Raw genomic sequence first — 21,938 nt, 5'->3', positions numbered from 1 at the left:
GAAACCTAACTTATGCTGCCGCTTGCGACGAGCGCCCATTGGCCTTGCCGCCGTTTTCGCCGCTGAGCAGCGCAAGAACCTTGCGCCGAATATTGCCCTGGCGGGTGGCGTTGGAAATCTTGTGACCCACGAGGTCCGTTACATAAAAACTGTCGATGACCTTTTCGCCGAAGGTCGTGATATGCGCCGAAGCAATATCCAGCGAAAGGTCGGAAATAAGGCCGGTCAGTTCCGACAACAGGCCGGGGCGGTCCAGACCTTCCACTTCGATGACGGTGAACTTGTTCGACAGCGTGTTGTTGATCTCGACACGCGGTTCCACGGTGAAGGCCTTGGCGTTCTTTTTCGGCTTGGTGCGCTTGGCAAGCACATCGGGCAGATGCGCCTTGCCGGAAAGCACGTCCTCGATCACCTTGCCAACGCGCTCGGCGCGGCGGCGCTCGTCTTCGTCCAGATCGAATTCACGGCTGATCAGGATCGTATCGAGCGCGCGTCCGTCCCCGGTGGTGAAGATCTGCGCATCGACAATGTTGCCGCCTGCGGCAGCACAGGCCCCGGTGATGATCGACAGAAGGCGCGGATGGTCGGGCGCCAGAACGGTGATTTCCGTCACGGCCTCGAAGCTCTGCGGCTTGGCCATGGTGGCAAGCGCGCGGCCCTCCCGGTCGGCTTCGCGAATGAAATGCGCGTGCCTCACCTGATCGTCGAGGCTGACGGTCAGGAAGTAATTGACATAATGCAGGCTAAGATAGGCGTCGCGCTCGGCAGCGGGCCAGTCGGCCAGCTTTTCGGCCAGTGCTTCACGGGCCTGCCGGTCGCGATCGGCGCGCGAAAGCTCGGAGAAGCCGCCGGTCAGCACCAGTTCGGTTTCATAGAAAAGCGTGCGCAGAAGCTGGCCCTTCCAGCCGTTCCAGACACCGGGACCGACCGCCTTGATATCGCAGACGGTCAGGATCAAGAGCAGCTTCAGCCGTTCCATGGTCTGCACCGTATCGGCAAAATCGATGATCGTCTTGCGGTCGTTGAGATCGCGTGACTGGGCCACCATGCTCATGGTCAGATGTTCGCGCACCAGCCATTCCACCGTCTCCGTCTCGGAATGGGAAAGGCCGAAGCGCGGGCAAAGCCTGCGGGCAATGCGGGCACCGGCAATCGAATGATCCTCCGGGCGTCCCTTGGCGATATCGTGCAGGAGAAGCGCTACATAAAGCAGGTTGCGGTCGCGTTTGATCGTGGTGATCAAATGGTTGGAAAGCGGATGCTCGTTTTCCAGTTCGCCATGCTCGATTTCCGACAGTACGGCAATGCAGCGCAAGAGATGCTCGTCCACCGTATAGTGGTGATACATGTTGAACTGCATCATGGCGACGATCTTGCCGAAATCCGGGATAAACTTGCCCAGCACGCCGGATTCGTTCATGCGGCGCAGGATCAGTTCCGGATTGCGCGGCGATGTCAGAACGTCGAGGAAAAGCTTGTTGGCTTCCGGGTTCTCACGCAGATCGGCATTGATGAGTTTCAGCGAGCGGGTCAGCTGCTGCATCGCTTCGGGGTGAAATTCCAGCCCATGCTTGTCGGCCAGCTGGAAGATGCGGATGATATTGACCGGATCTTCCGAAAAAACATCCGGGTGCGCCGTGTTGATGCGGTGATTTTCCGAGACGAAATAGCCATCCGTCGAAAGCTTGCGCTTGCGGCGCGAAAAGGTCAGGAAAATGCGGTTGAAGCCCGGCACATGCTTGGCCTGCTGTTCCTCAAGGGCTGCGCAGATGATGCGGGTCAGGTCGCCCACATCCTTCGCCACGAGGAAATAATGCTTCATGAACCGTTCGACATGGTTCTGGCCGGGATGCGCGGTATAGCCAAGACGCTGGGCGATTTCCGGCTGAATGTCGAAGGAGAGGCGTTCCTCCGCTTTCAATGTCGCAAAATGCATGTGGCAGCGCACAGCCCAGAGAAAATCTTCCGCCTTGTTGAAGATGCGCAATTCGGCGCGTGACAAGACGCCGAGCTTGACCAGCTCTTCCTTGGTTTTGACGCGGTAGAAATATTTGGCGATCCAGAACAACGTATGCAGGTCGCGCTGGCCGCCTTTGCCTTCCTTGACATTCGGCTCCACCAGATAGCGCGTTTCGCCCGCCTTGCGGTGGCGAGCATCGCGCTCGGCAAGCTTTGCCTGGATGAATTCCGGCCCGGTATCCTTGACGATTTCCTCATCGAAGCGGGTGACGAGCGACGTGAAAAGATCCTTGTTGCCGGTGAGAAAACGCGCATCAAGAATGGCGGTGCGGATCGTCATGTCTTCGCGCGACAGGCGGATGCATTCATCGATATTGCGCGTGGAGTGGCCGACTTTCAGCCCCATGTCCCAGAGCATATAGAGCATATATTCGACGACCTGTTCGCCCCACGGGGTCTGCTTGTAAGGCAGCAGGAACAGGAGATCGATGTCGGAACCCGGCGCCAGTCCGTTGCGTCCATAACCGCCGACCGCGACAATGGCCATGTTTTCCGCCTTGGACGGATTGACCATCGGATAGACCTTGGTGGTCGCAAATTCGAACAGCACCTCGATCAGCGTGTCCATGAGGTAGGAGAGGCGTCGCGCGCAGAGCGTGCCGCCGCCGTCCTTCATCAACAGGCCTTCCGCATTGGCGCGACCGCGCACCAGTGCATCTTTCAGCGCTTGCAGCACCACTTTGCGCACGGGAAGGCTCGTATAGCTTTCGTCGGTCGAATCCGCCAGCTCATTGAGCTTGCGACGGAGCGTATCGGGATTGACGATCTCTTCCAGCTTCAGGTCGTGTGCGCTCATGCGGCTTGCAGGTCCGGCTTTTCGGGAAAGGAATTGCGGTGACAAGACTATCCTATAGCGGCTTTTACAATGGATGAATATGCAAAAGGAAAGGCCGGGTTTCCCCGGCCACTTTTGTTATTATTCGCTAATATTTCAGACACTCAGTTCGTTGCGTTGTAGGCGGCGATTGCCGCCATATTGACGATATCGGAATCCTTGGCTCCGATGCTGACGATCTGCGCCGGCTTGTCGAGACCGACGAGCAGCGGGCCGATAATGGTCGCGCCGCCCAGTTCCTGCAGCATGTCGGCGGCAATCGATGCCGAGTGATTATCCGGGGTCACGATGACATTGGCCGGACCCGACAGGCGGATGAACGGATATTGTTCCATCAGCTTCGGGTTCAGCGCCACATCAGCACTCATTTCGCCGTCGAATTCGAAATCGACATGGCGGGTATGGAGAATGCGCACCGCCTCCTGAATGCGGGCGGAGGTTTCGCCGCCCATATGGCCGAAGGTCGAGAAGGCGGGGAGCGCAACGCGCGGCACATAGCCCATACGGCGCGCCATGCCTGCGGCTTCCACGGCGATATCGGCAAGTTCGTCGGCGGTCGGCTTTTCATGCACGGCGGTATCCGCGATGAACACGGTGCGTCCGCGGCAGAGCGCAATCGAAACGCCGACCACACGATGGCCGGGCTTGGAATCGACCACGCGGCGCACATCGTCGAGACCGGTTGCATAATTGCGGGTCACGCCCGTCACCATGCCGTCGGCATCGCCCAGCGCCACCATGCAGGCCGCAAAATGATTGCGGTCATTGTTGATGAGGCGATGGCAATCGCGGGTCAGATAGCCCTTGCGCTGCAATTTCTCATAAAGATAGTCGGCATAGGCCGAATTGCGGCTGGACAGACGCGCATTGATGATCTCGATGCCGGGACGCTCGATATCCATACCGGCGGCCTTCGCGGTGTCCTTGATACGCTCGTCGCGACCGACGAGAATGGCGGTGCCAAGTCCCTGATTCACATAGGAAACAGCGGCACGCATGACCTGTTCTTCTTCGCCTTCGGCAAAGACGATGCGCTTTGGCTGGCGACGGACACGTTCGTAAATGCCGCGCAGCGTCGAGGCGATCGGATCGCGGCGCGCCGACAACTCGCTCTTATAGCCTTCGAGGTCGGTGATGACGCGACCAGCAACGCCGGTTTCAATCGCGGCCTTGGCAACGGCTGCCGAAACCGAGGCGAGCAGACGCGGATCGAATGGCACGGGAATGATGTAGTTCGGGCCGAAGCGGGGACGGCTGCCCTGATAGGCGGCGACCACATCGTCCGGCACGTCTTCGCGGGCAAGTTCGGCCAGCGCATTGACGGCGGCGATCTTCATCGCATCGTTGATCGTCGTGGCGCGCACATCGAGAGCGCCGCGGAAAATGTAAGGGAAACCCAGCACATTGTTGACCTGGTTCGGATAGTCCGAGCGGCCGGTGGCGACGATGGCGTCGTCGCGAATGCGGGCGACTTCTTCCGGGGTGATTTCAGGATCGGGATTGGCCATCGCAAAGATGATCGGATTGGGCGCCATGGAGCGCACCATCTCTTCCGTCAGCGCGCCCTTGGCCGAGAGGCCGAAGAACACGTCGGCATCTTTCAGCGCGTCGGCCAGCGAGCGGCGGTCGGTCTTCACCGCATGCGCCGATTTCCACTGGTTCATGCCTTCTTCACGGCCCTGATAGACGACGCCCTTGGTGTCGCACAGGATGATATTTTCCGGCGCAAAGCCCATCGCCTTGATCAGTTCGATACAGGCGATGCCCGCCGAACCCGCGCCATTGCAGACGAGCTTGGTCGTCTTCATGTCGCGCCCGGTCAGATGCAGCGAATTGATCAGACCGGCGGCGGCGATGATCGCGGTGCCGTGCTGGTCGTCGTGGAAAACCGGAATGTCCATCAGCTCGCGCAGGCGCTGTTCGATGATGAAGCAGTCTGGCGCCTTGATGTCTTCCAGATTGATGCCGCCAAACGACGGTCCAAGATAACGCACGGCGTTGATGAAGGCGTCGATATCGGTCGTATCGACCTCAAGATCGATGGAATCGACATCGGCAAAGCGCTTGAATAGAACGGCCTTGCCTTCCATGACCGGCTTCGACGCCAGCGCGCCGAGATTGCCGAGTCCCAGAATGGCGGTGCCGTTGGAAATGACGGCGACGAGATTGCCCTTGGCCGTATAGTCATAGGCCCGCGCGGCATCTTCCGCGATGGCTTTCACTGGAACGGCAACGCCTGGCGAATAGGCCAGCGACAGGTCGCGCTGCGTGGTCATGGGCTTGGTGGGGTTGATTTCCAGCTTGCCGGGGCGGCCCTGCGCGTGAAAGTCGAGCGCTTCTTTCTCACTGGCTGTGGGTGTGCGTTCTGGCGTGTTGCCCTTCGGCGTCGAGACTGGCATGTTCCCTCCGGAATCTTGTGCGGTCGCATTCGATAGCGCCAGTCGGGAAATGTGTAAACAGCGCTTTTGGGAATAGTTATTCATCCAAAAACGAACGAATGCGTAATTTAATAACTTTGGTCGTGCAAAACACGCAACAAAATAAGGTTTTATAGCATGGACGTGCGGGGCGAAAACGACAAGCCGGGAGCGGAAGAAAATGCCGCACAGGATACCGCCGTTCGCCTGACGCCCATGATGGAGCAATATATCGAGATCAAGGCAGCGAATGTTGATTCGCTCCTCTTCTATCGCATGGGCGATTTCTACGAACTGTTCTTTGACGATGCGGTGGAAGCGTCGGGCGCGCTTGGCATCACGCTGACCAAGCGCGGCAAGCATCTGGGCGAAGACATTCCCATGTGCGGCGTGCCGGTCCATGCCGCCGACGATTATCTGCAAAAGCTGATTGCCAAGGGCTATCGCGTCGCGGTCTGCGAACAGGTGGAAGACCCGGCGGAAGCCAAGAAGCGCGGCTCAAAATCCGTCGTGCGCCGCGACGTGATCCGTCTGGTGACGCCTGGCACGCTGACCGAGGAAAAGCTGCTCGACCCTTCCGAGGCCAATTTCCTGATGGCATTGGGCCGCACCAAGGGCGATGGGGCGCTGGCGCTTGCCTGGATCGATATTTCGACGGGCACATTCCGCGTTGCCGAAACCACCGAAGAGCGGCTTTTTGCCGATATCATGCGCGTCGATCCGCGGGAACTGGTGGTGGCCGATACGGCGTTTCACGATCCCGAATTGCGCCCGGCTTTCGATCTGGTCGGCAAGGCGGTGTCGCCGCAGCCCGCAACCCTGTTCGACAGCGCTGCCGCGCAGGCGCGCATCCAGCGCTATTACGATGTGGCGACGCTGGACGGTTTCGGCCAGTTCAGCCGGTCCGAACTGTCGGCCATTTCCGGCGCCATCGCCTATATCGAAAAGACGCAGATTGCTGAACGCCCGCCGCTGATGCGGCCCGAGCGCGAACACGAAGGCGGCACGATCTTCATCGACCCGGCGACCCGCGCCAGTTTGGAACTGGTTCGCACCATGTCGGGCAGTCGCGACGGGAGCCTGCTCAAGTCCATCGACCGCACCGTCACCGGCGGCGGCGCGCGGCTTCTGGCCGAGCGGGTCACCGCACCGCTGACCGATCCCAAGGCGATCGCATTGCGGCTTGATTCCGTGTCGTTCTTTCTCAGCGAGCAAATGCTTTGCGATGCGCTGCGACGCGAGCTGAAAAGTGTGCCGGATATGCCGCGTGCGCTGTCGCGTCTGGCGGTGGGTCGCGGCGGTCCGCGTGATCTGGGTGCTTTGCAGCGCGGCTTCGAGGCGGCGGGCACGCTGGTCTCGCTGTTGGAGGGCGCGCTTTTGCCGGAGGAGCTGGGCGCGGCGCGGGACGCGCTCGACGCCATGCCTGCGGCTTTCGCGGTGCATGTCGACCGGGCGCTCGCCGACGAGCTGCCGCTGTTGAAGCGTGATGGCGGTTTCGTGCGCGAGGGCTACAACACCGAACTCGACGAAATGCGCGCCTTGCGCGACCAGTCCCGTCGTGTGATCGCTGGCTTGCAGGCCGACTATATCGAGGAAACCGGCATCAAGTCGCTGAAGATCAAGCACAACAATGTGCTTGGCTATTTCATCGAAGTGACGGCGAATAATTCCGGCGCGATGACCGACACGGATGCCGCCAAGGGGCGCTTCATCCATCGCCAGACCATGGCCAATGCCATGCGTTTCACCACCACGGAACTCGCCGCGCTTGAAAGCAAGATCGCCAATGCTGCCGACCGCGCGCTGTCGATTGAACTCGCCATCTTCGAGGAACTGACGGCGGAAGCCGTATCCCACGCCGACAGCATACGCGCTGCCGCAGCAGCACTTTCCGTCTTCGATGTTTCGGCAGCCCTTGCCGTGCTGGCGGAGGAACAGGGCTATTGCCGCCCGTTGGTCGATGACAGCCTGTCGTTCAACATCGTCGCCGGTCGCCACCCGGTGGTGGAACAGGCGCTGCGCCGACAGGCCGCCAATCCATTCGTCGCCAATGATTGCGATCTCTCGCCGCAAACGGACGGCGGCAATGGCGCGATCTGGCTCTTAACCGGCCCGAATATGGGCGGTAAATCGACCTTCCTGCGCCAGAACGCGCTGATCGCGATCCTCGCCCAGATGGGCTCATTCGTGCCTGCGGGTGCGGCACAGATCGGCGTTGTGGACCGGCTGTTCAGCCGCGTCGGCGCTTCTGACGATCTGGCGCGGGGGCGCTCGACTTTCATGGTCGAAATGGTGGAAACCGCGGCAATCCTCAATCAGGCAGGCGAGCGTTCGCTGGTCATTCTCGACGAGATCGGACGTGGAACGGCGACTTTCGACGGACTGTCCATTGCCTGGGCGGCGGTGGAATATCTGCATGAAAAGAACCGCTGCCGCGCTTTGTTCGCCACGCATTTCCACGAAATGACGGCGCTGTCGGAAAAGCTGGAGCGGCTTTCCAATGTCACGATGCGGGTGAAGGAATGGGACAATGATGTCGTCTTCCTGCATGAAGTGGCAAAAGGTGCTGCCGACCGGTCCTATGGTGTGCAGGTGGCGCGGCTGGCCGGTCTGCCGGAAGCGGTCGTCAACCGCGCGCGCGACGTGCTGCACCAGCTGGAAGCTGGTGAAACATCCGGGAAGGCCGACAAGCTGATCGACGATCTGCCGCTCTTCTCCGTTGTGCTGCAGCAGGAAAAGCCGAAGCCGCAGGTGTCGGCAAAGGACAGCGAACTGGCAAAAGCTGTGGCAGGCATCAGCCCAGACGAGCTGACGCCCCGTGAAGCGCTCGACCTGATCTACAAGCTGAAGGAACTGGCCGGAAAGGCGTGAGGTTTCTGGCTGGATAAGGGCGCTGTTGTCTGTTTGAGATTCTGGTTATGAGGTGCCGAAAATGGTGATGTTTGCGAACCGGAGCGGAGTGTACTTTTGAGTACATGAGCACCGGAAGCGCAAAGCAGCGCCATTTGCAGGCCGTCAGAACCGGAATATCTACAGACTAAACGAAGCGGTTCGCTTCAGCGCCATAATAGGTGATGTAGCGGCTGGAGATGCGCTCGATCGGCAGAATGATGAACACATCGGTTGTGCCGAAAGCCTCATCGATCACCGCGCCGTCGCCGATCATCGCGCCGAGGCGCAGATAACCCTTGACCAGTGGCGGCATGGAAAACAGCGCAACCTTGTTGTTGATCGCTTCCTTCGGCATCAGGTCCATGGGCTGATAGCGATGCGGCAGCGCGCGGACATCCCAGTCCGGCGTGGCGCGGCAATTCTGGTGCAGGAACGACAGGCCAAGCGCATGGGCAGCGGGAACAGCGCCATGAAAAGAGGCGCAGCCGAACATGACGTCAATCGAATGACGACGGCAATAAGCCCATGCGCCCTGCCACAGCAGTTCGACTGTGCGCTTCGAACGATACTCCGCCTTCACGCAGGAACGCCCAAGTTCGAGCAGTTTGAGATTGGGGCGGGACAGCGCCAGGCGCTGCACGTCATATTCATCCGCCGAATAGAAACCGAGCGCCTTGTCGGCCTGATCGCTGCGCATCAGCCGGTACGTGCCGACGATTTGCTTGTGCTCAGGGACTGGCAGGGCAGTATCATAGACGAGAAGGTGATCGCAGATCGTGTCGAAACGGTCGGCATCGCGAAGCTCCACGGCCTCAATGGATTCCTTGCGCGCGCCCATTTCCTCGAAGAACACGCGGAACCGAAGTTCCTGCGCGGCCTCGATAGCCTCACGGGAGTTTGCAAGTCGCACTTCGAGCGAGCCGATACGTCCGAGAACGATCGGGTCATCACCGGTTGCGAATAGCGCCTGTTGTGCTTCTAAGCCTGACATGACCGTATCATCAATGATTTGCTGGCCCATTCCAAGCAGTACTGTCATGATGATTCGCTCCTGATTTGTCTATTCACGTATTCCTGAACCTTTTCACACGAATTACGCAGTGAAATTGGCTTTCTCATTCGTAGGACGTCGGCACAGATGAACTGCGGCATGCCGAGGTACTAGAGAGCGAGTGCTACGTGAGGATGACAGAAGCGTGTCACCAATGTGTCATTTCGGCTGGGCGCCGCTTATCCCCTTCAAATGTCTTTAAAATTACAGTCTTCACGTTATGCGAAAGCCCGATAACGATCAAGTTACCCGGTTGCTCGCAACAAATTGGGCGTCATGTTAGCTTATCAACGGGCAGCGCGTTCGCGCCGCCAGCCAAGAAATTCTTCCAGAATGATCAGTGCCGCACCGATGGTGATAAAGGTGTCGGCAAGATTGAAGACGGCAAACGACCATGTCGGCAGGTGGAACAGGATATAATCCACCACATAGCCATGCATCACGCGGTCGATCAGATTGCCGATCGCGCCGCCGATCACCAGCGCAAAGCCAAAGCGCGCAAAGACGCGGTCATGCGCATTGGTCCACCAGAGATAAAGCACGAAGGCGATGACCACGGCGGTAATCGCCACCAGCCCCCAGTCGTGCAGCCCAGCAAGCATGGAGAAGGCGATGCCTTCATTATGCGTGCGAAACAGCGCGAGGAATGGCAGCAGGTCGATCTGCTGGGCGTAATCCATACGGGTTTCGACCAGATGCTTGACGCCCTGATCGATCAGGACCGTGAGAATGACGACGAAAAGCGAGGACAGAACCGCGTGGCGCTTCATAACTAACCCCTTTCGTCGAGGGTGAGCGCCTCGCGGCGAATTTCATAGAGCATGACGCCGGTGGCGATGGCCAAATTGAGCGAGTCGGCGCGGCCGGCCTGCGGAATGCGCGCAAGCTTGTCGCATGCACTGGCGAGGCTGTCCGGCAAGCCCTGCTGCTCATTGCCCATCATCAGCACGACCGGCTTGTTGGCATAGGGAATGGTGCGGTAATCGACGGCGCCCTTCAGATGCGTACCGACGATCAGGCCCGAGAATCCCTTGCGCCAGTTGAGGAAATCGGCTTCCGTCGTCTTGTAGAGCGGTACGGAAAAGACCGAGCCCATGGTGGCGCGCACGGTTTCGAGCGAATAGGGGTCTGTGGTGTCACCGATCAGGATGACGCCTTTCGCCCCGACCGCATCGGCGGTGCGGATGACGGTGCCAAGATTGCCCGGATCGCGCACGCGGTCAAGCGCGATATAGACATCGTTATGCTTCGGCTTGAGGCCTGCCAGCGACTGATATTGCTGTTCGATAACACCAACCACCACCTGCGGATTATCGCGGCGGGTGATCGCGGCAATCACCTTTTCGGTCACTTCCAGCACCAGTCCGCCCTTGGCGAAGGTGCGGGCGGCAACCTGCTCGACCATTTTGTTGCCCTTGCCGGACTTGGCGAAAACCAGCGTCTTGATGCGCCAATCCTGCTCCAGCGCGTCGATGACGAGCTTCAGCCCTTCGGCCAGAAACACGCCCTGCTGGTCGCGGAATTTCTTCAACGCCAGCGAGCGCAGATCCTTGACGATCGGATTGGTCAGGCTGGTGACTTCCTTCACCTGCCCGACTTTGGAATGCCCCGATGAGTGATCACCGCGCGAACCGCTGTTTCTGGAAAAATCGTCGTTACGGCTCATTTGGCTACCCAGCGGCTGAACATGGATGTGGAAAGCGCGCGCCCAGCAGAACGCTCACGCAGGATAAGCTCGCCCGATTCCACCGTGCCGCCAAGGCCGGTGAACCGGTCGCGCATCAGTTCGTGAATGGCGAAGAAGGATGCGCGGATCGAATAGGCGGTCAGGATCACGGCGAGCGGCTTCGGCGTCAGGATCGAGCGGCACGTATCGACCATGGCGGGCAGGTGCTCGAACAGTTGCCAGACTTCGCCACTCGGGCCGCGTCCGTAAGCGGGCGGGTCGAGCAGGATGATGTCGTAGAAACTGCCGCGCCGTTCCTCGCGCGCCACGAATTTCATCGCGTCTTCGCAGATCCAGCGGATCGGCTTGTCCGACAGTCCCGCCATTTCCTGGTTTTCGCGCGCCCAGATAATGGCTTTCTTGGAGGCGTCGACATGGGTGACTTCCGCACCGGCGCGGGCGGCAACCAGCGAGGCAACGCCCGTATAGCCGAACAGGTTCAGCACCTTCACGCTGCGCCCCGATTTCACGCCGTCGCGAATGAGGCCGTCCATGAAAGACCAGTGCGCGGCCTGTTCGGGAAACACGCCGACATGGCGGAACGAGGTGAAACGACCGTGAAAGGAAATGCCGTCATGCTGCATCGGCCATGTTTCGCCGAGCGGCACTTTCGGGAAGGCCCAGCGTCCGATGCCTTCTTCATCCGTATTGCCGGTGAAGACCGCGTCGGCCTGATCCCATTCCTTTCGCGGCAGGCTGGGCAGCCAGATCGCCTGACCTTCCGGGCGAACGATGCGATAGGGACCATATTGCTCAAGCTTCAGCCCGTTGCCGCTGTCGAGTAGCGCATAATCGGCGGATGGTTCTGTTTCGAGGATAACCGGCAATCTTTCGCCCGGGCGAGGGCCGGTATAGGGCTTGATGTCGCGCAGCGGCGCGGCGGAACGTTCCCGTTCTTCGGCGGCTGCCGGCTTCGGTGCTGCCTTGGCAAATTGCGGGCGCGGCTTCTTGAACGCCTGACCTTTACCCGGATTGGCGGAATCGAATTTGCTTTCATGACGCGGCGCATCATGCTTCGCGCGTTCAAAACCGCGATCCTGTTTGCCGCCCGACGGCTTTTTGCCTTTTCCCTTTGGCGCTTTCACCCGAAACTCCAATCACCCTGATTGCGGTCTAGGTAGGATAAACAGGGCCGGTGTGGAAGGGGAAAACGACGTTCTTTCCCGTGCGCAGGCCTTTTCAGGGCCCGAAAACCCGGAAGTTTCGCTTCCGGGCTTGCGAAGAGGGGGGCGTTTCAGGAGTTCGCGACCGACGTGTTGCGCCTTTCGGCAGCTTCGGCCCGTTCGAGAAGACGGGTCGCTTCCAGCTTGCGATCACGCGCTCTGCGGCGATGCTTGCCCTGGGTCGCCCAAGTGACGGCAGAGCCGATCACCACGCCGACCAGCAGCGCGCCAAACAGCCAGATGAACAGCGGCGCGCTGTAGGACAATGCCGGATTGCCCGGATTGAACGGATCGATCGTCAACATCGTGGTGGCACGATTGGCAACCGACAGCGCGATCAGAATGACCGCGAGCGGGACCAGAATGACGATTGCGACAATACGTTTTGCCAGCATGATCTTCTATCAGACGGCGCCATTGAGACGGTCGCGCAGCTCCTTGCCGGTCTTGAAGAAGGGAACCCACTTTTCTTCCACGTCCACCGTTTCGCCGGTGCGCGGGTTGCGGCCGCTGCGGGCCGGGCGGTTCTTGACCGAGAAAGCGCCGAAGCCACGCAGCTCGACGCGGTTGCCTTCCGCGAGGGCATTGGTGATCTCGTCGAAAACCGCGCCGACGATGTTTTCGACATCGCGCTGAAAGAGATGCGGATTGCGGCTGGCGATAATCTGAACGAGTTCCGATTTGATCACGGCTTTACCCCTGTTTCCTGTTATGTGCTGTCAGGCCTTAACGCCGGACATTGTTAGTTTGCTGAATTTGCATCTGGCGTTCCGTCAACGTGCCAAACCGAGAGAAGTCCGTCAAGAAAGATGCGATCCTTTGCTATTTCCTTGAGCATACTATCGGCTTCCTGCGGCAGACCGATCAGCCGCGCACCGGCATGAATGATGAGATCGCGCAGCGAAAAACCCGTTTCGGAGCTGACCGGCTTCCATTCAAGGCGCGGCAAAGTGGTGGAAACGCCCTTGGTGCCAAGCCAGGCGACAGCTTCATCTTCGCCGCCAAGCCCGTCGATGAGTTTCTTTTCCAGCGCCTGGCGGCCTGTGAAAACCGCACCATTGGCCAATGCCAGCGCCTGTTCATGCGTGAAGGAGCGGCGCTTTTCCACAATGTCCACGAACCATGCATAGGAATCCATGATCATGTTGCGGATCATGCCCTTCGCTTCTTCGCTGGCCGGGCTGAAATAATTGGGTTCCGCCTTCAGCGGCGCGGATTTGATGGTTTCGACCTTCACGCCGATCGTATCGAGAAGCTTGGAAAGGTCGGGATACTGGAACAGCACGCCGATGGAGCCCACGATGGAGGTCTGCCGCGCCACGATATGGTCGGACGCACTGGCGATCATATAGCCGGCGGACGCTGCCAGTGTGCCAACCTGCGTGACGACCGGCTTTTTCTCGGCGATCTTGCGCACGGCTTCATAGATGGCTTCACCGCCGACGGTGGTGCCGCCCGGCGAATCGAGAACCAGAATCACGCCCTTCACCGCGTCGTTCTTGGAAATCCGGTCGAGGCGCTTTAGAAGTTCTTCGTTTTCGAAGATCGTGCCTTCGATGCGCACCTTGGCGATATGCGGCTGGGTCAAATTCGCGCCGCGCATCGACCATGAGGCGAAACCGGCAATAAGAACGGCGAGCAGAAGCAGAAAAGCCACGCGCCAGACAGTCAGCTTGCGGCGCAGCTTGCGTCTTTCGATTATTGCTTCGGCATCCTGGGCCATTCTGTTTATCCATTCGTCTTTATCAATATGACCGGCCTCGACGGCGATCCTGAAAATCTCTGGAGATCTTTGTGCCCCCAATTCCGTCGGGCGGCAAGAGCTTCGATCTTGCTACAGATTTCAAAGAGATAGTGCTGCACGCCTGCATTGTCATGACATGGAGACGAAAGATTCTGTCTTTGGTCGAAAAACCGGGCTTCCTTGCAAGTTACGCGCTTTCGTGATGCGCTGTAACACAAGACCATTTTGTGGTATCAAAGAGTTGATTAGCATTCTACCTATTAGATAGATGTGCTGATTGTGTTGAAATATCAATTGGATAGACGTGCTTGTCTTTCATTTCTGGGCAAGTGCGATATTTTGTGTCGTCTTCCTGCTATTGAGCATCGGATCAAATTATCCCAAATAAACCATATTAAAATGAAAAGCGCCTATTGATCGCAGGGAATGGACCTTACATCGGGCGCGCGCCTGTCTGTTGACCGAAAGTTTCTCGTATTGAGTACAGTGGATTATCTGAAGGACGTCATGACTACCGACACCACCAACAGCCCTGTTGCGCAGACCGCAGCCCCTTCCGGGCGCGGCAAGGGCGGCGTGCGTTTCGGTGCGTCCCAGAAAGCTGAGTCGCTTTTTCATGCCGCGCAGCGCCATTCGGTTCGCGTGCGGGTGCTGAAAACCGCCCTGCCGGTTGCAGCAATCGCGCTTGCAGCGGTGTTTTCCTGGTATACGTTTCTGGCAACGCCAGCGACCCCGATCAAGGTCGAGATGAATACGGGCGGCGAAAACGGCAAGCTCGTCATGTCGAGCCCGCATTTGAATGGTTACACCAAGGACAACAAGCCTTATTCGATGACCGCTTCCAAGGCGACGCAGGATGCCAACAATAGCGGCGTCATCACGCTGGAAGGCATTCAGGCGGAACTGCCGGTCGGTGAGCATGGCGTGGCCAAGGTCGAGGCGGCATCCGGCATTTACGATAATGCCAATGGTCGTTTGCAACTTGATAAGGACTTTATCGTAACCACAAACGAAGGTTTGCGTGCGGTGATGCACTCGGCAGATGTCAATCTGAAGAGCGGACAGATCACAACCGACAAACCGGTCGATATTCGCAGTGGAAATACGCATATTCTGGCCGACAGCATGCAGGTAAAGGACAACGGCAAGGTTTTGATTTTTGAGAACCGCGTTCAGATGACCGTTGACGGCAGCGTGATTTCGGGAAACAAGGCGCCCTGACCGGCCGCACAAGAACGGCATATCAAGCGCTCAGCCATATCGTTTGGCATAGCGCGCATTTGTTTTTGTACGCATTTTGCAAAGCCTTATGTTCCCATTTGGCGGCAAAGTGCTTAATGTTGCATCTGGACGCAGGCTGTTCCAAACATGGACGCCTGTATTCGGGGGACTGAAGATTTATGAAACGTGAGACGGGCAAGATGATCAAGGGCACTATGGCTCGCACGATGCGGGCAGGATTCGCAGTTCTGGCGCTTGGCATTGTTGCCGCTCCTTTTGCCGCTTCCGCGCAGGAAGCTGCAGGCGGCGCAGTCAACGGGCTCAAGCTTTCCAACAGCAAGGCGCCGGTCAAGATCGACGCCGACAAGCTGGAAATGCGCGACAAGGAAGGCGTTGCAGTTTTCACGGGCAATGTTTCCGTTTCGCAGGGCGACGCGTTGTTGAAGGCGGGTCTGATGACTGTCTATTACAACAAGGCGGCCAAAGACGGCGAAGCCCCGAAGGAACCGGCCAGCGCTGGTGTCGGCGGTCTTGATTCGTCGAGCATCGATCACATCGACATTTCCGGCAAGGTTTACCTGAAGTCCGGCACGCAGGTCGCAACCGGCGATACCGGACGTTACGATGCAAAAAATCAGATCATGACCCTCGAAGGTTCGAAGGTCGTTCTGACGGATGGCGACAATGTCGTCACCGGCTGCAAGCTGACGGCGCATCTCGATACGGGCCGCGCCAATGTCGAAAGCTGCAAAAGCGGCCCGAACAGCAAGGGCCGGGTGTCGATCATCATGGCGCCGAAGGATCAACAGCAGGGCGGTGCCGCGCCCAAGCAGAACTGACCGGAGCACGTGTGGGATTGTTCTGGAACAAGAAAGCCGGCGAGCCGCAGACGGTTGCCGAGAGTGTCGACGCTTCGGGTGAACCCCATGGGACCATGCCTGCGCAGCCGGGCAAGACCGCGCGCCTGAAGGGCACGCTGGTCGCGCGCGGTCTTAGCAAGAGCTATCGCGGTCGCCAGGTCGTCAATGGCGTTTCATTCGGCGTGCGCGCTGGCGAGGCGGTTGGCATCCTCGGTCCCAACGGTGCTGGCAAGACGACCTGTTTCTACATGGTGACAGGTCTGGTGCCAGCCGATGCCGGTTCCATCGAGATTGACGGTTTCGACGTCACATCCATGCCGATGTATCGCCGCTCGCGTCTCGGTATCGGCTATCTGCCGCAGGAGGCGTCCATTTTCCGCGGCCTTTCGGTCGAGAACAATATCAAGGCTGTGCTGGAAGTGGTCGAAAAGGATCGCAAGAAGCGCGCTTCCGAACTCGACGCGCTGCTGGAAGAATTTCACATCGCGCATCTGCGCAAGGCGCCTGCCATCTCGCTTTCGGGCGGTGAACGCCGTCGTCTGGAAATTGCGCGCGCGCTGGCCTCGCGCCCGAACTTCATGCTGCTCGATGAGCCTTTCGCGGGCGTCGATCCCATTGCGGTCTCGGATATTCAGCAGCTCGTGCGTCATCTTACCAGTCGCGGCATCGGCGTTCTGATCACCGACCATAATGTGCGTGAAACGCTCGGTCTGATTGATCGCGCCTATATTATTCACGCCGGTCAGGTGCTGACGCATGGCCGCCCGGCCGAGATCGTCGCCAATCCGGATGTGCGCCGTCTCTATCTCGGCGATCAGTTCACGCTCTGAATTTTCTACATGCTAAAATAACAAGGCCCGAAAGCCTCGTCTTTCGGGTTTATTTGCGCTGGCTACTATACGATTTCTCTAAAATACACCGCAAACTTGCGACTATTTTCCTCTTTTGTCCCAAAACTGCACATTCTGAATTGACAAGCAAGGTTCATACCAGTTTTGATCAGGAGGAAGCACCGGTCAGAAAGATTGGTTGAAAATAGCGGCTCAGGGTTCGGTCGACCAATGGTTCGCAGGGGGAATTAACGCGTCGCATGGCTCTGTCGCCCAAGCTTGATTTTCGTCAGTCACAATCGCTGGTGATGACGCCTCAGCTGATGCAGTCGATCAAACTGCTGCAGATGACGCATCTTGAGCTTGAACATTTTCTCGATCTGGAAATCGAAAAAAATCCGCTGCTGGACAGAATAGAGGCAGCAAATGATGATTTTTCCGGCGCTGACGCGGCGCGGGATGATGACCGTTCTGCCGCAAGTGATGATGGGGCGGAGGATCGCTCCGCGAATGATGGGGCCTTCGATGAGGCGCAGGCGGACTGGTTCAAGACCGATGCGCCGGACGCAGCTGAAAATCTCTCATCGACCTTCGACAGCTCACTGGAAAACATTTTTCCCGATGATCCGGGGCGCTATGACGAGATCAATCCCGACCTTGCCGCTCAGTGGAAATCGTCGTCGCTCGACGCCTATAGTGGCAGTGGCGGCGGATATGATCTTGATCAGGTGACCGCAAGCCGGGTGTCGCTGGCTGACTTTGTGGGCGAGCAGATTGCCCTGACTTTCCCGAAAACCGCCGACCGTTTCATCGCCATGGCTCTCGCGGATGCGCTGGACGAAAGCGGCTATCTGCGTGGTGATATTATCGGGCTGGCGCAAAACCTGGGCGTCGAGACCGCAGAGGTGGAGCGGGTGCTGGCGATCCTGCAAAGCTTTGATCCGCCTGGCATTTTTGCGCGCGATCTGCGTGAGTGCCTTGCGATTCAGCTGCGCTTGAAAGACCGTTTCGATCCGGCCATGGCGGCGCTGGTGGACAATCTCGACCTGCTGGCGCGGCGCGATTTCGCCACGCTGAAGAAACTCTGCGGAGTCGATCAGGCCGATATTCTCGACATGCTGTCCGAGATCCGCACGCTGGATCCGAAACCCGGCGCTTTATTCGAAGTTGCGGTGGCGGATGCCATTGTGCCCGATGCGGTGGTGACGCCTTCGCGTGACGGCGGCTGGGCGATTGAGCTTAACCCGGCGGCTATGCCGCGGCTTATCGTCAACAATGAATATTATGCGGAAGTCAGCGCTTCCGTGAAGGCCGAGGAAAAGACCTTTCTGGCCGATTGTATGCAGACGGCAAGCTGGCTGGTGCGCAGCCTTGATCAGCGTGCGCGGACCATTTTGAAGGTGACGCAGGAAATCGTTCGCCAGCAGGACGGGTTTCTGCGCCACGGCGTCACCCACTTGAAGCCCTTGAACCTGCGCATGGTTGCCGATGCGGTGGGCATGCATGAATCCACCATCAGCCGCGTGACCGCCAACAAGTTCATGGAAACCCCGCGCGGCGTGTTCGAACTGCGCTATTTCTTCACGGCCTCGATCGCCTCTTCAGAAGGCGGTGACGCCCATTCTTCTGAAAGCGTTCGGCACCGTATCCGCCAGATGATCGACGCCGAAAAGCCCGATGATGTGCTGTCCGACGATGCAATTGTTGATGCGTTGAAGAAAGACGGTGTGGATATTGCGCGCAGAACGGTCGCAAAATATCGGGAATCGATGAATATTGCTTCATCGGTTCAGCGCAGGCGTGAGAAGAAAGCCAAGCTTTCTGTTTCTTAGAACGCATCCCGGAACGCGAAACGGTTTTCGGACGAGATGCGTGTCAAAACAACTGCTTAAACCACCGGTTCCGGGTGGTCTGGAATAGACGATTGTACCTCCAGAGCGTTTTCGACCAGTTCAAGCCCCAAGAGAATGCTCTGAAATTTTGAACTTGAAGCACCGCACGATCAGAAAAAATCGATGATGATCGTGAGAACCGGCAGCGCTGCGGGTTTGCCTACTGGCAGGAGGACCAATTGACAAGCACCGTTTCAATCAATAGAAGCCCCGCTCGCGTTGCGACGCTGGCCCGAAAATGCCGGAATAGTCCGGTTTTGCGGGTCTACGCGTATGTGGCACAAAATATGCATCGGCTTTTTCTGAAAGAGTTAGCGGATGTCCGATTGCTTAAAGGAAAGGCAGTTTAGCAGAAAGGGCAACGATCACGCGTTTGGGGCGTTGCATAAGACAAGAGATGTTCGAGGTGTCGTTTGACCGGTTTTTGATCGGAAAGGCGTGGATTTTGAAGGTGTTTCAAGGCTCTAACCGGCAAGCCGGATCAAGGCCGAAAAACCCGTAGGATGAAAGCCATCTTTGATGACGGTTCGCTTTGCGCTTCGCTTGCCTTGTGATTAGACTGAGCCCTGTGGTGTAACGCAAATGAGGTGTGCCAATGACTCTGCGTGTATCTGGAAAGCATATGGACGTCGGTGAAGCTTTCACGACCCGGATCGTAGATCGGGTGAATGAAACGGTCGGCAAATATTTCGATCATGGCTTTTCCGGGCAGGTAACGGTCACGAAGTCCGGTTCACGGTTCAGTGCGGATTGTACATTGCACCTCGATAGTGGTGCGACGCTACAAAGCACTGGCGATGCGCAGGATCCGCAGCTGGCTTTTGATGCGGCAGCGGACAAGATCGAAACCCGCCTTAGGCGCTACAAGCGCCGTCTGAAATCGCGTACGGCGACCCAGCCAAATGCGATCTATGACGACGTAGCATATCGTGTTATGGCACCGCTGCCGGAGGAAGAGGAGGAGCTTCCGGCCGATTATGCGCCAACCATTGTGGCGGAAACGTCCGTCGCCCTGCGCACCATGTCGGTGGCTTCGGCGGTGGTCGAGCTTGAACTGATTGAAAATCCGGTTCTGGTGTTCCGGAATGCGGGTAATGATGAAGTAAACATCGTCTACCGTCGAGCGGACGGCAATATCGGCTGGGTTGACCCATCGGCGGTTACCCGCCAGGCCGCGCCTCGCGTCTGACGGCAAACCCGAAGCGCACGTTATGCGTAACCGCTGGTGAAGGGCGGGCCCATTCGTGGGTAATGCGTGCGCTTCCCAAAACCGGGCCGAAAACGGCCTGATTGAAGAAGGAACGGAGAGAATGGATCTTAGTGATCTGATTCAGCCGGGGGCGATTATCCCCGCGCTGAAAGCCAGCTCCAAAAAGCAGCTTTTGCAGATTTTGTCTGAAAAGGCTGCGGAACTGACCGGTCTCCCTGAGCGTGAAGTTTTCGAAACAATTCTCCAGCGTGAGCGCCTCGGTTCGACCGGGGTGGGCAGCGGTGTGGCTATCCCGCACGGCAAGCTGGCGAATATCGGCAAGATTGCCGGCATCTTCGCGCGCCTTGAAACGCCGGTTGATTTCGAGGCGCTGGACGATCAGCCTGTCGATCTCGTTTTCCTGCTGTTGGCTCCGGAAAATGCCGGGGCCGATCATCTGAAAGCCTTGTCGCGCATTGCGCGTATGCTTCGCGACCCGGATATGGTCGCCAAGCTGCGAGGCACCCATGATGCACAGGCGCTCTATTCATTTTTGACAGCCCAGCCGGCGTCCAACGCCGCCTGAGTTAAAAGCGCCGGATTGTTGTACCGGCGCTTTGAATTTTATTTTGGTGAAGCCGTCTCTCTATCGGAGGGGCGGCTTTTTCTGTTTCAGCCCTGCCGCCTCGTATCATTAGGCTCACATAATATATGGATTATGCAAACGATGGCATTCATGTAGAAGAGTTTTGTAAGATTCATACAGATAGAAAGTAGATTGAAGAAATATGTTTCAGTATTGATTATTATGAAGATTTTTCCGGTTCAGCTTTGGTTGAGGAAGCCAGACAGCAGTGTATTGATCGGGTCAGAAACACGTGTACCGCCCAGCACGGGAATGATTCCAAAGGGTTCAATGCTGCCTATTACGATTGTCTGGAAGAAAATATGAAGCTTTGCCCGGGATTTGGCGAATAATTTTAATTATCACTATAATGAGGAAGAATAAATTGAAGAGAATAATTTTCGCATTGATTGCATTTATCACTGTTTCAAATGCTGCGCATGCTGAAGAATTTAAGAAGTGTTACGACGCGGCAGTAAAATATTGTGACGCGAAACACTCTAATAGATTATCAGAAGCCAACCGTAATTGTGTCAGTCAGCGAACGATATTGTGCCAAGCTGACGTTATAAAGCCAAAATAAGCAGTAACGGAGCGTTGTTGATGATAGCGGCTCTGCATAGCGTGAGCCGCTATCGTTGCGTATCCAGCAGGCTGCCATCTTAATTAAGCAGTACTGTGCGTAATTCGTGTTCGTGCGCGCCTTGCAACGCCGTGGCGCGAACATCGGAGAGCACGATAGGCTCGCCGCTTGCGCCGAAGAGAGCCCAGAGCTCAAGGCCCGGCTCGATGGGTGGGAGGGCAGGGAAGCTGCGTGCAAGATCGTCCGAGCGAATCTTGCGCACGTAGGCAATTTCACCTTCGCCCAGATGAGCGAATTCATTTTCGGTGAGAACCTGTCTGTTCATGGTCTTAGCCTCCATTTGAGCGGCACACCATTCACGGCTATGCCGCACCAGAGCTTCACGATAGTTATCATAGCCTTAATGACTGAACGAAACCTGAACGTTTTTCAGTCTTTCACAGCTATGTTGATTTTCTTGATCAGCCGTTCCGGTTCCGGTCGGTCGAGATCGACGGAGAGAAGCCCGTTTTTCAACTCGCAACCCAGCACCCGCATACCATCGGCCAGCACGAACACACGTTGAAACTGGCGGGCCGCGATGCCGCGGGGCAGATATTCGCGTTCCGTGTCGTCGGTCTGTCGTCCGCGGATGACAAGCTGGTTGTCTTCCGTCATGACCTCAAGATCGTCGGTGGCAAAACCTGCCACGGCAAGCGTGATGCGCAAGCGCTCAGAGCCTGTTTCACCGCGCAGGCGTTCGATATTATAGGGCGGGTAGCCATCGCCGGATTTTGCAATCCGTTCGAGCGTCTTTTCCATCGTGTCGAATCCGAGCAGGAGAGGGCTCGAAAACGGTGTCATTCTTGTCATTGCATCAGTCCTTGATGAGAAGCGACCGTTATGAAGAGA

Annotated in this window: 18 protein-coding genes; 7 read left to right on the top strand and 11 right to left on the bottom strand. The window is 57.6% G+C overall.

Annotated features, from left to right (window positions below; genetic code table 11):
* Nucleotides 1–10 precede the first annotated feature (10 nt).
* Nucleotides 11–2,815, bottom strand: coding sequence for a [protein-PII] uridylyltransferase (locus JAU75_RS06330; protein ID WP_199055579.1), 2,805 nt, complete (start codon nt 2,813–2,815; stop codon nt 11–13).
* Nucleotides 2,816–2,958: 143 nt separating this feature from the next.
* The gene (locus JAU75_RS06325; RefSeq protein WP_199055578.1) at nt 2,959–5,253 is read right to left on the bottom strand and encodes an NADP-dependent malic enzyme; all 2,295 of its coding nucleotides are present in this window, start codon (nt 5,251–5,253) and stop codon (nt 2,959–2,961) included.
* Between the two features lie 156 nt (nt 5,254–5,409).
* Between JAU75_RS06325 and mutS the strand changes: the two genes are divergently transcribed.
* Nucleotides 5,410–8,142: a DNA mismatch repair protein MutS gene (gene mutS, locus JAU75_RS06320; RefSeq protein ID WP_199055576.1), complete on the top strand. Its 2,733-nt coding sequence runs from the start codon at nt 5,410–5,412 to the stop codon at nt 8,140–8,142.
* Between the two features lie 166 nt (nt 8,143–8,308).
* Here the strand turns inward: mutS and JAU75_RS06315 are convergent, their stop codons facing one another.
* From JAU75_RS06315 to sppA, 7 genes are all read right to left on the bottom strand, one after another.
* Nucleotides 8,309–9,202, bottom strand: a complete 894-nt coding sequence (locus JAU75_RS06315) for a GNAT family N-acetyltransferase (protein ID WP_199055574.1) — start codon at nt 9,200–9,202, stop codon at nt 8,309–8,311.
* A 299-nt stretch (nt 9,203–9,501) separates the two neighbouring features.
* Nucleotides 9,502–9,984: a signal peptidase II gene (lspA, locus tag JAU75_RS06310; protein WP_199055571.1), complete on the bottom strand. Its 483-nt coding sequence runs from the start codon at nt 9,982–9,984 to the stop codon at nt 9,502–9,504.
* Between the two features lie 2 nt (nt 9,985–9,986).
* Complete coding sequence (locus JAU75_RS06305) at nt 9,987–10,880, bottom strand: RNA methyltransferase (RefSeq protein WP_199055568.1); 894 nt, start codon at nt 10,878–10,880, stop codon at nt 9,987–9,989.
* On the bottom strand, nt 10,877–12,025 hold the full coding sequence (locus JAU75_RS06300; protein WP_199055567.1) for a class I SAM-dependent methyltransferase: 1,149 nt from the start codon (nt 12,023–12,025) through the stop codon (nt 10,877–10,879). The genes JAU75_RS06305 and JAU75_RS06300 overlap by 4 nt, the downstream gene beginning before the upstream one ends.
* 149 nt (nt 12,026–12,174) lie before the next feature.
* Nucleotides 12,175–12,498, bottom strand: coding sequence for a LapA family protein (locus JAU75_RS06295; RefSeq protein ID WP_199055566.1), 324 nt, complete (start codon nt 12,496–12,498; stop codon nt 12,175–12,177).
* 9 nt (nt 12,499–12,507) lie between these two features.
* On the bottom strand, nt 12,508–12,792 hold the full coding sequence (locus JAU75_RS06290) for an integration host factor subunit beta (protein WP_004687882.1): 285 nt from the start codon (nt 12,790–12,792) through the stop codon (nt 12,508–12,510).
* A 53-nt stretch (nt 12,793–12,845) separates the two neighbouring features.
* A complete protein-coding gene (gene sppA, locus JAU75_RS06285; RefSeq protein WP_199055565.1) occupies nt 12,846–13,826 on the bottom strand; it encodes a signal peptide peptidase SppA in 981 nt (326 codons plus the stop codon).
* A 528-nt stretch (nt 13,827–14,354) separates the two neighbouring features.
* Between sppA and lptC the strand changes: the two genes are divergently transcribed.
* From lptC to ptsN, 6 genes are all read left to right on the top strand, one after another.
* Nucleotides 14,355–15,068, top strand: coding sequence for an LPS export ABC transporter periplasmic protein LptC (gene lptC, locus JAU75_RS06280; protein ID WP_199056015.1), 714 nt, complete (start codon nt 14,355–14,357; stop codon nt 15,066–15,068).
* A 179-nt stretch (nt 15,069–15,247) separates the two neighbouring features.
* Nucleotides 15,248–15,907: an LptA/OstA family protein gene (locus JAU75_RS06275; RefSeq protein ID WP_199055564.1), complete on the top strand. Its 660-nt coding sequence runs from the start codon at nt 15,248–15,250 to the stop codon at nt 15,905–15,907.
* Between the two features lie 11 nt (nt 15,908–15,918).
* Nucleotides 15,919–16,758 (top strand): LPS export ABC transporter ATP-binding protein, encoded by an 840-nt coding sequence (gene lptB / locus JAU75_RS06270; protein WP_199055563.1) that lies wholly within the window; start codon nt 15,919–15,921, stop codon nt 16,756–16,758.
* Nucleotides 16,759–17,018: 260 nt separating this feature from the next.
* Nucleotides 17,019–18,590 carry an RNA polymerase factor sigma-54 gene (gene rpoN, locus JAU75_RS06265; protein ID WP_199055561.1) on the top strand — a complete coding sequence of 524 codons (1,572 nt, stop codon included), beginning with the start codon at nt 17,019–17,021 and terminating at the stop codon, nt 18,588–18,590.
* 655 nt (nt 18,591–19,245) lie between these two features.
* Nucleotides 19,246–19,839, top strand: a complete 594-nt coding sequence (hpf, locus tag JAU75_RS06260) for a ribosome hibernation-promoting factor, HPF/YfiA family (RefSeq protein WP_199055559.1) — start codon at nt 19,246–19,248, stop codon at nt 19,837–19,839.
* Between the two features lie 121 nt (nt 19,840–19,960).
* The gene (gene ptsN / locus JAU75_RS06255; protein WP_078339638.1) at nt 19,961–20,425 is read left to right on the top strand and encodes a PTS IIA-like nitrogen regulatory protein PtsN; all 465 of its coding nucleotides are present in this window, start codon (nt 19,961–19,963) and stop codon (nt 20,423–20,425) included.
* 701 nt (nt 20,426–21,126) lie between these two features.
* On the opposite strand, the gene JAU75_RS06250 is transcribed toward ptsN, so the two are convergent.
* Together JAU75_RS06250 and JAU75_RS06245 are read right to left on the bottom strand one after the other, a co-directional pair.
* Nucleotides 21,127–21,372 carry a DUF1150 family protein gene (locus JAU75_RS06250; protein ID WP_078339635.1) on the bottom strand — a complete coding sequence of 82 codons (246 nt, stop codon included), beginning with the start codon at nt 21,370–21,372 and terminating at the stop codon, nt 21,127–21,129.
* Between the two features lie 104 nt (nt 21,373–21,476).
* Nucleotides 21,477–21,899, bottom strand: coding sequence for an Hsp20 family protein (locus JAU75_RS06245; RefSeq protein ID WP_199055557.1), 423 nt, complete (start codon nt 21,897–21,899; stop codon nt 21,477–21,479).
* Between the last annotated feature and the right edge of the window lie 39 nt (nt 21,900–21,938).

The sequence above is a fragment of the Ochrobactrum sp. Q0168 genome, assembly GCF_016427605.1.
Lineage (GTDB): Bacteria > Pseudomonadota > Alphaproteobacteria > Rhizobiales > Rhizobiaceae > Brucella.
This window is presented reverse-complemented; position numbering and strand designations above follow the sequence as displayed.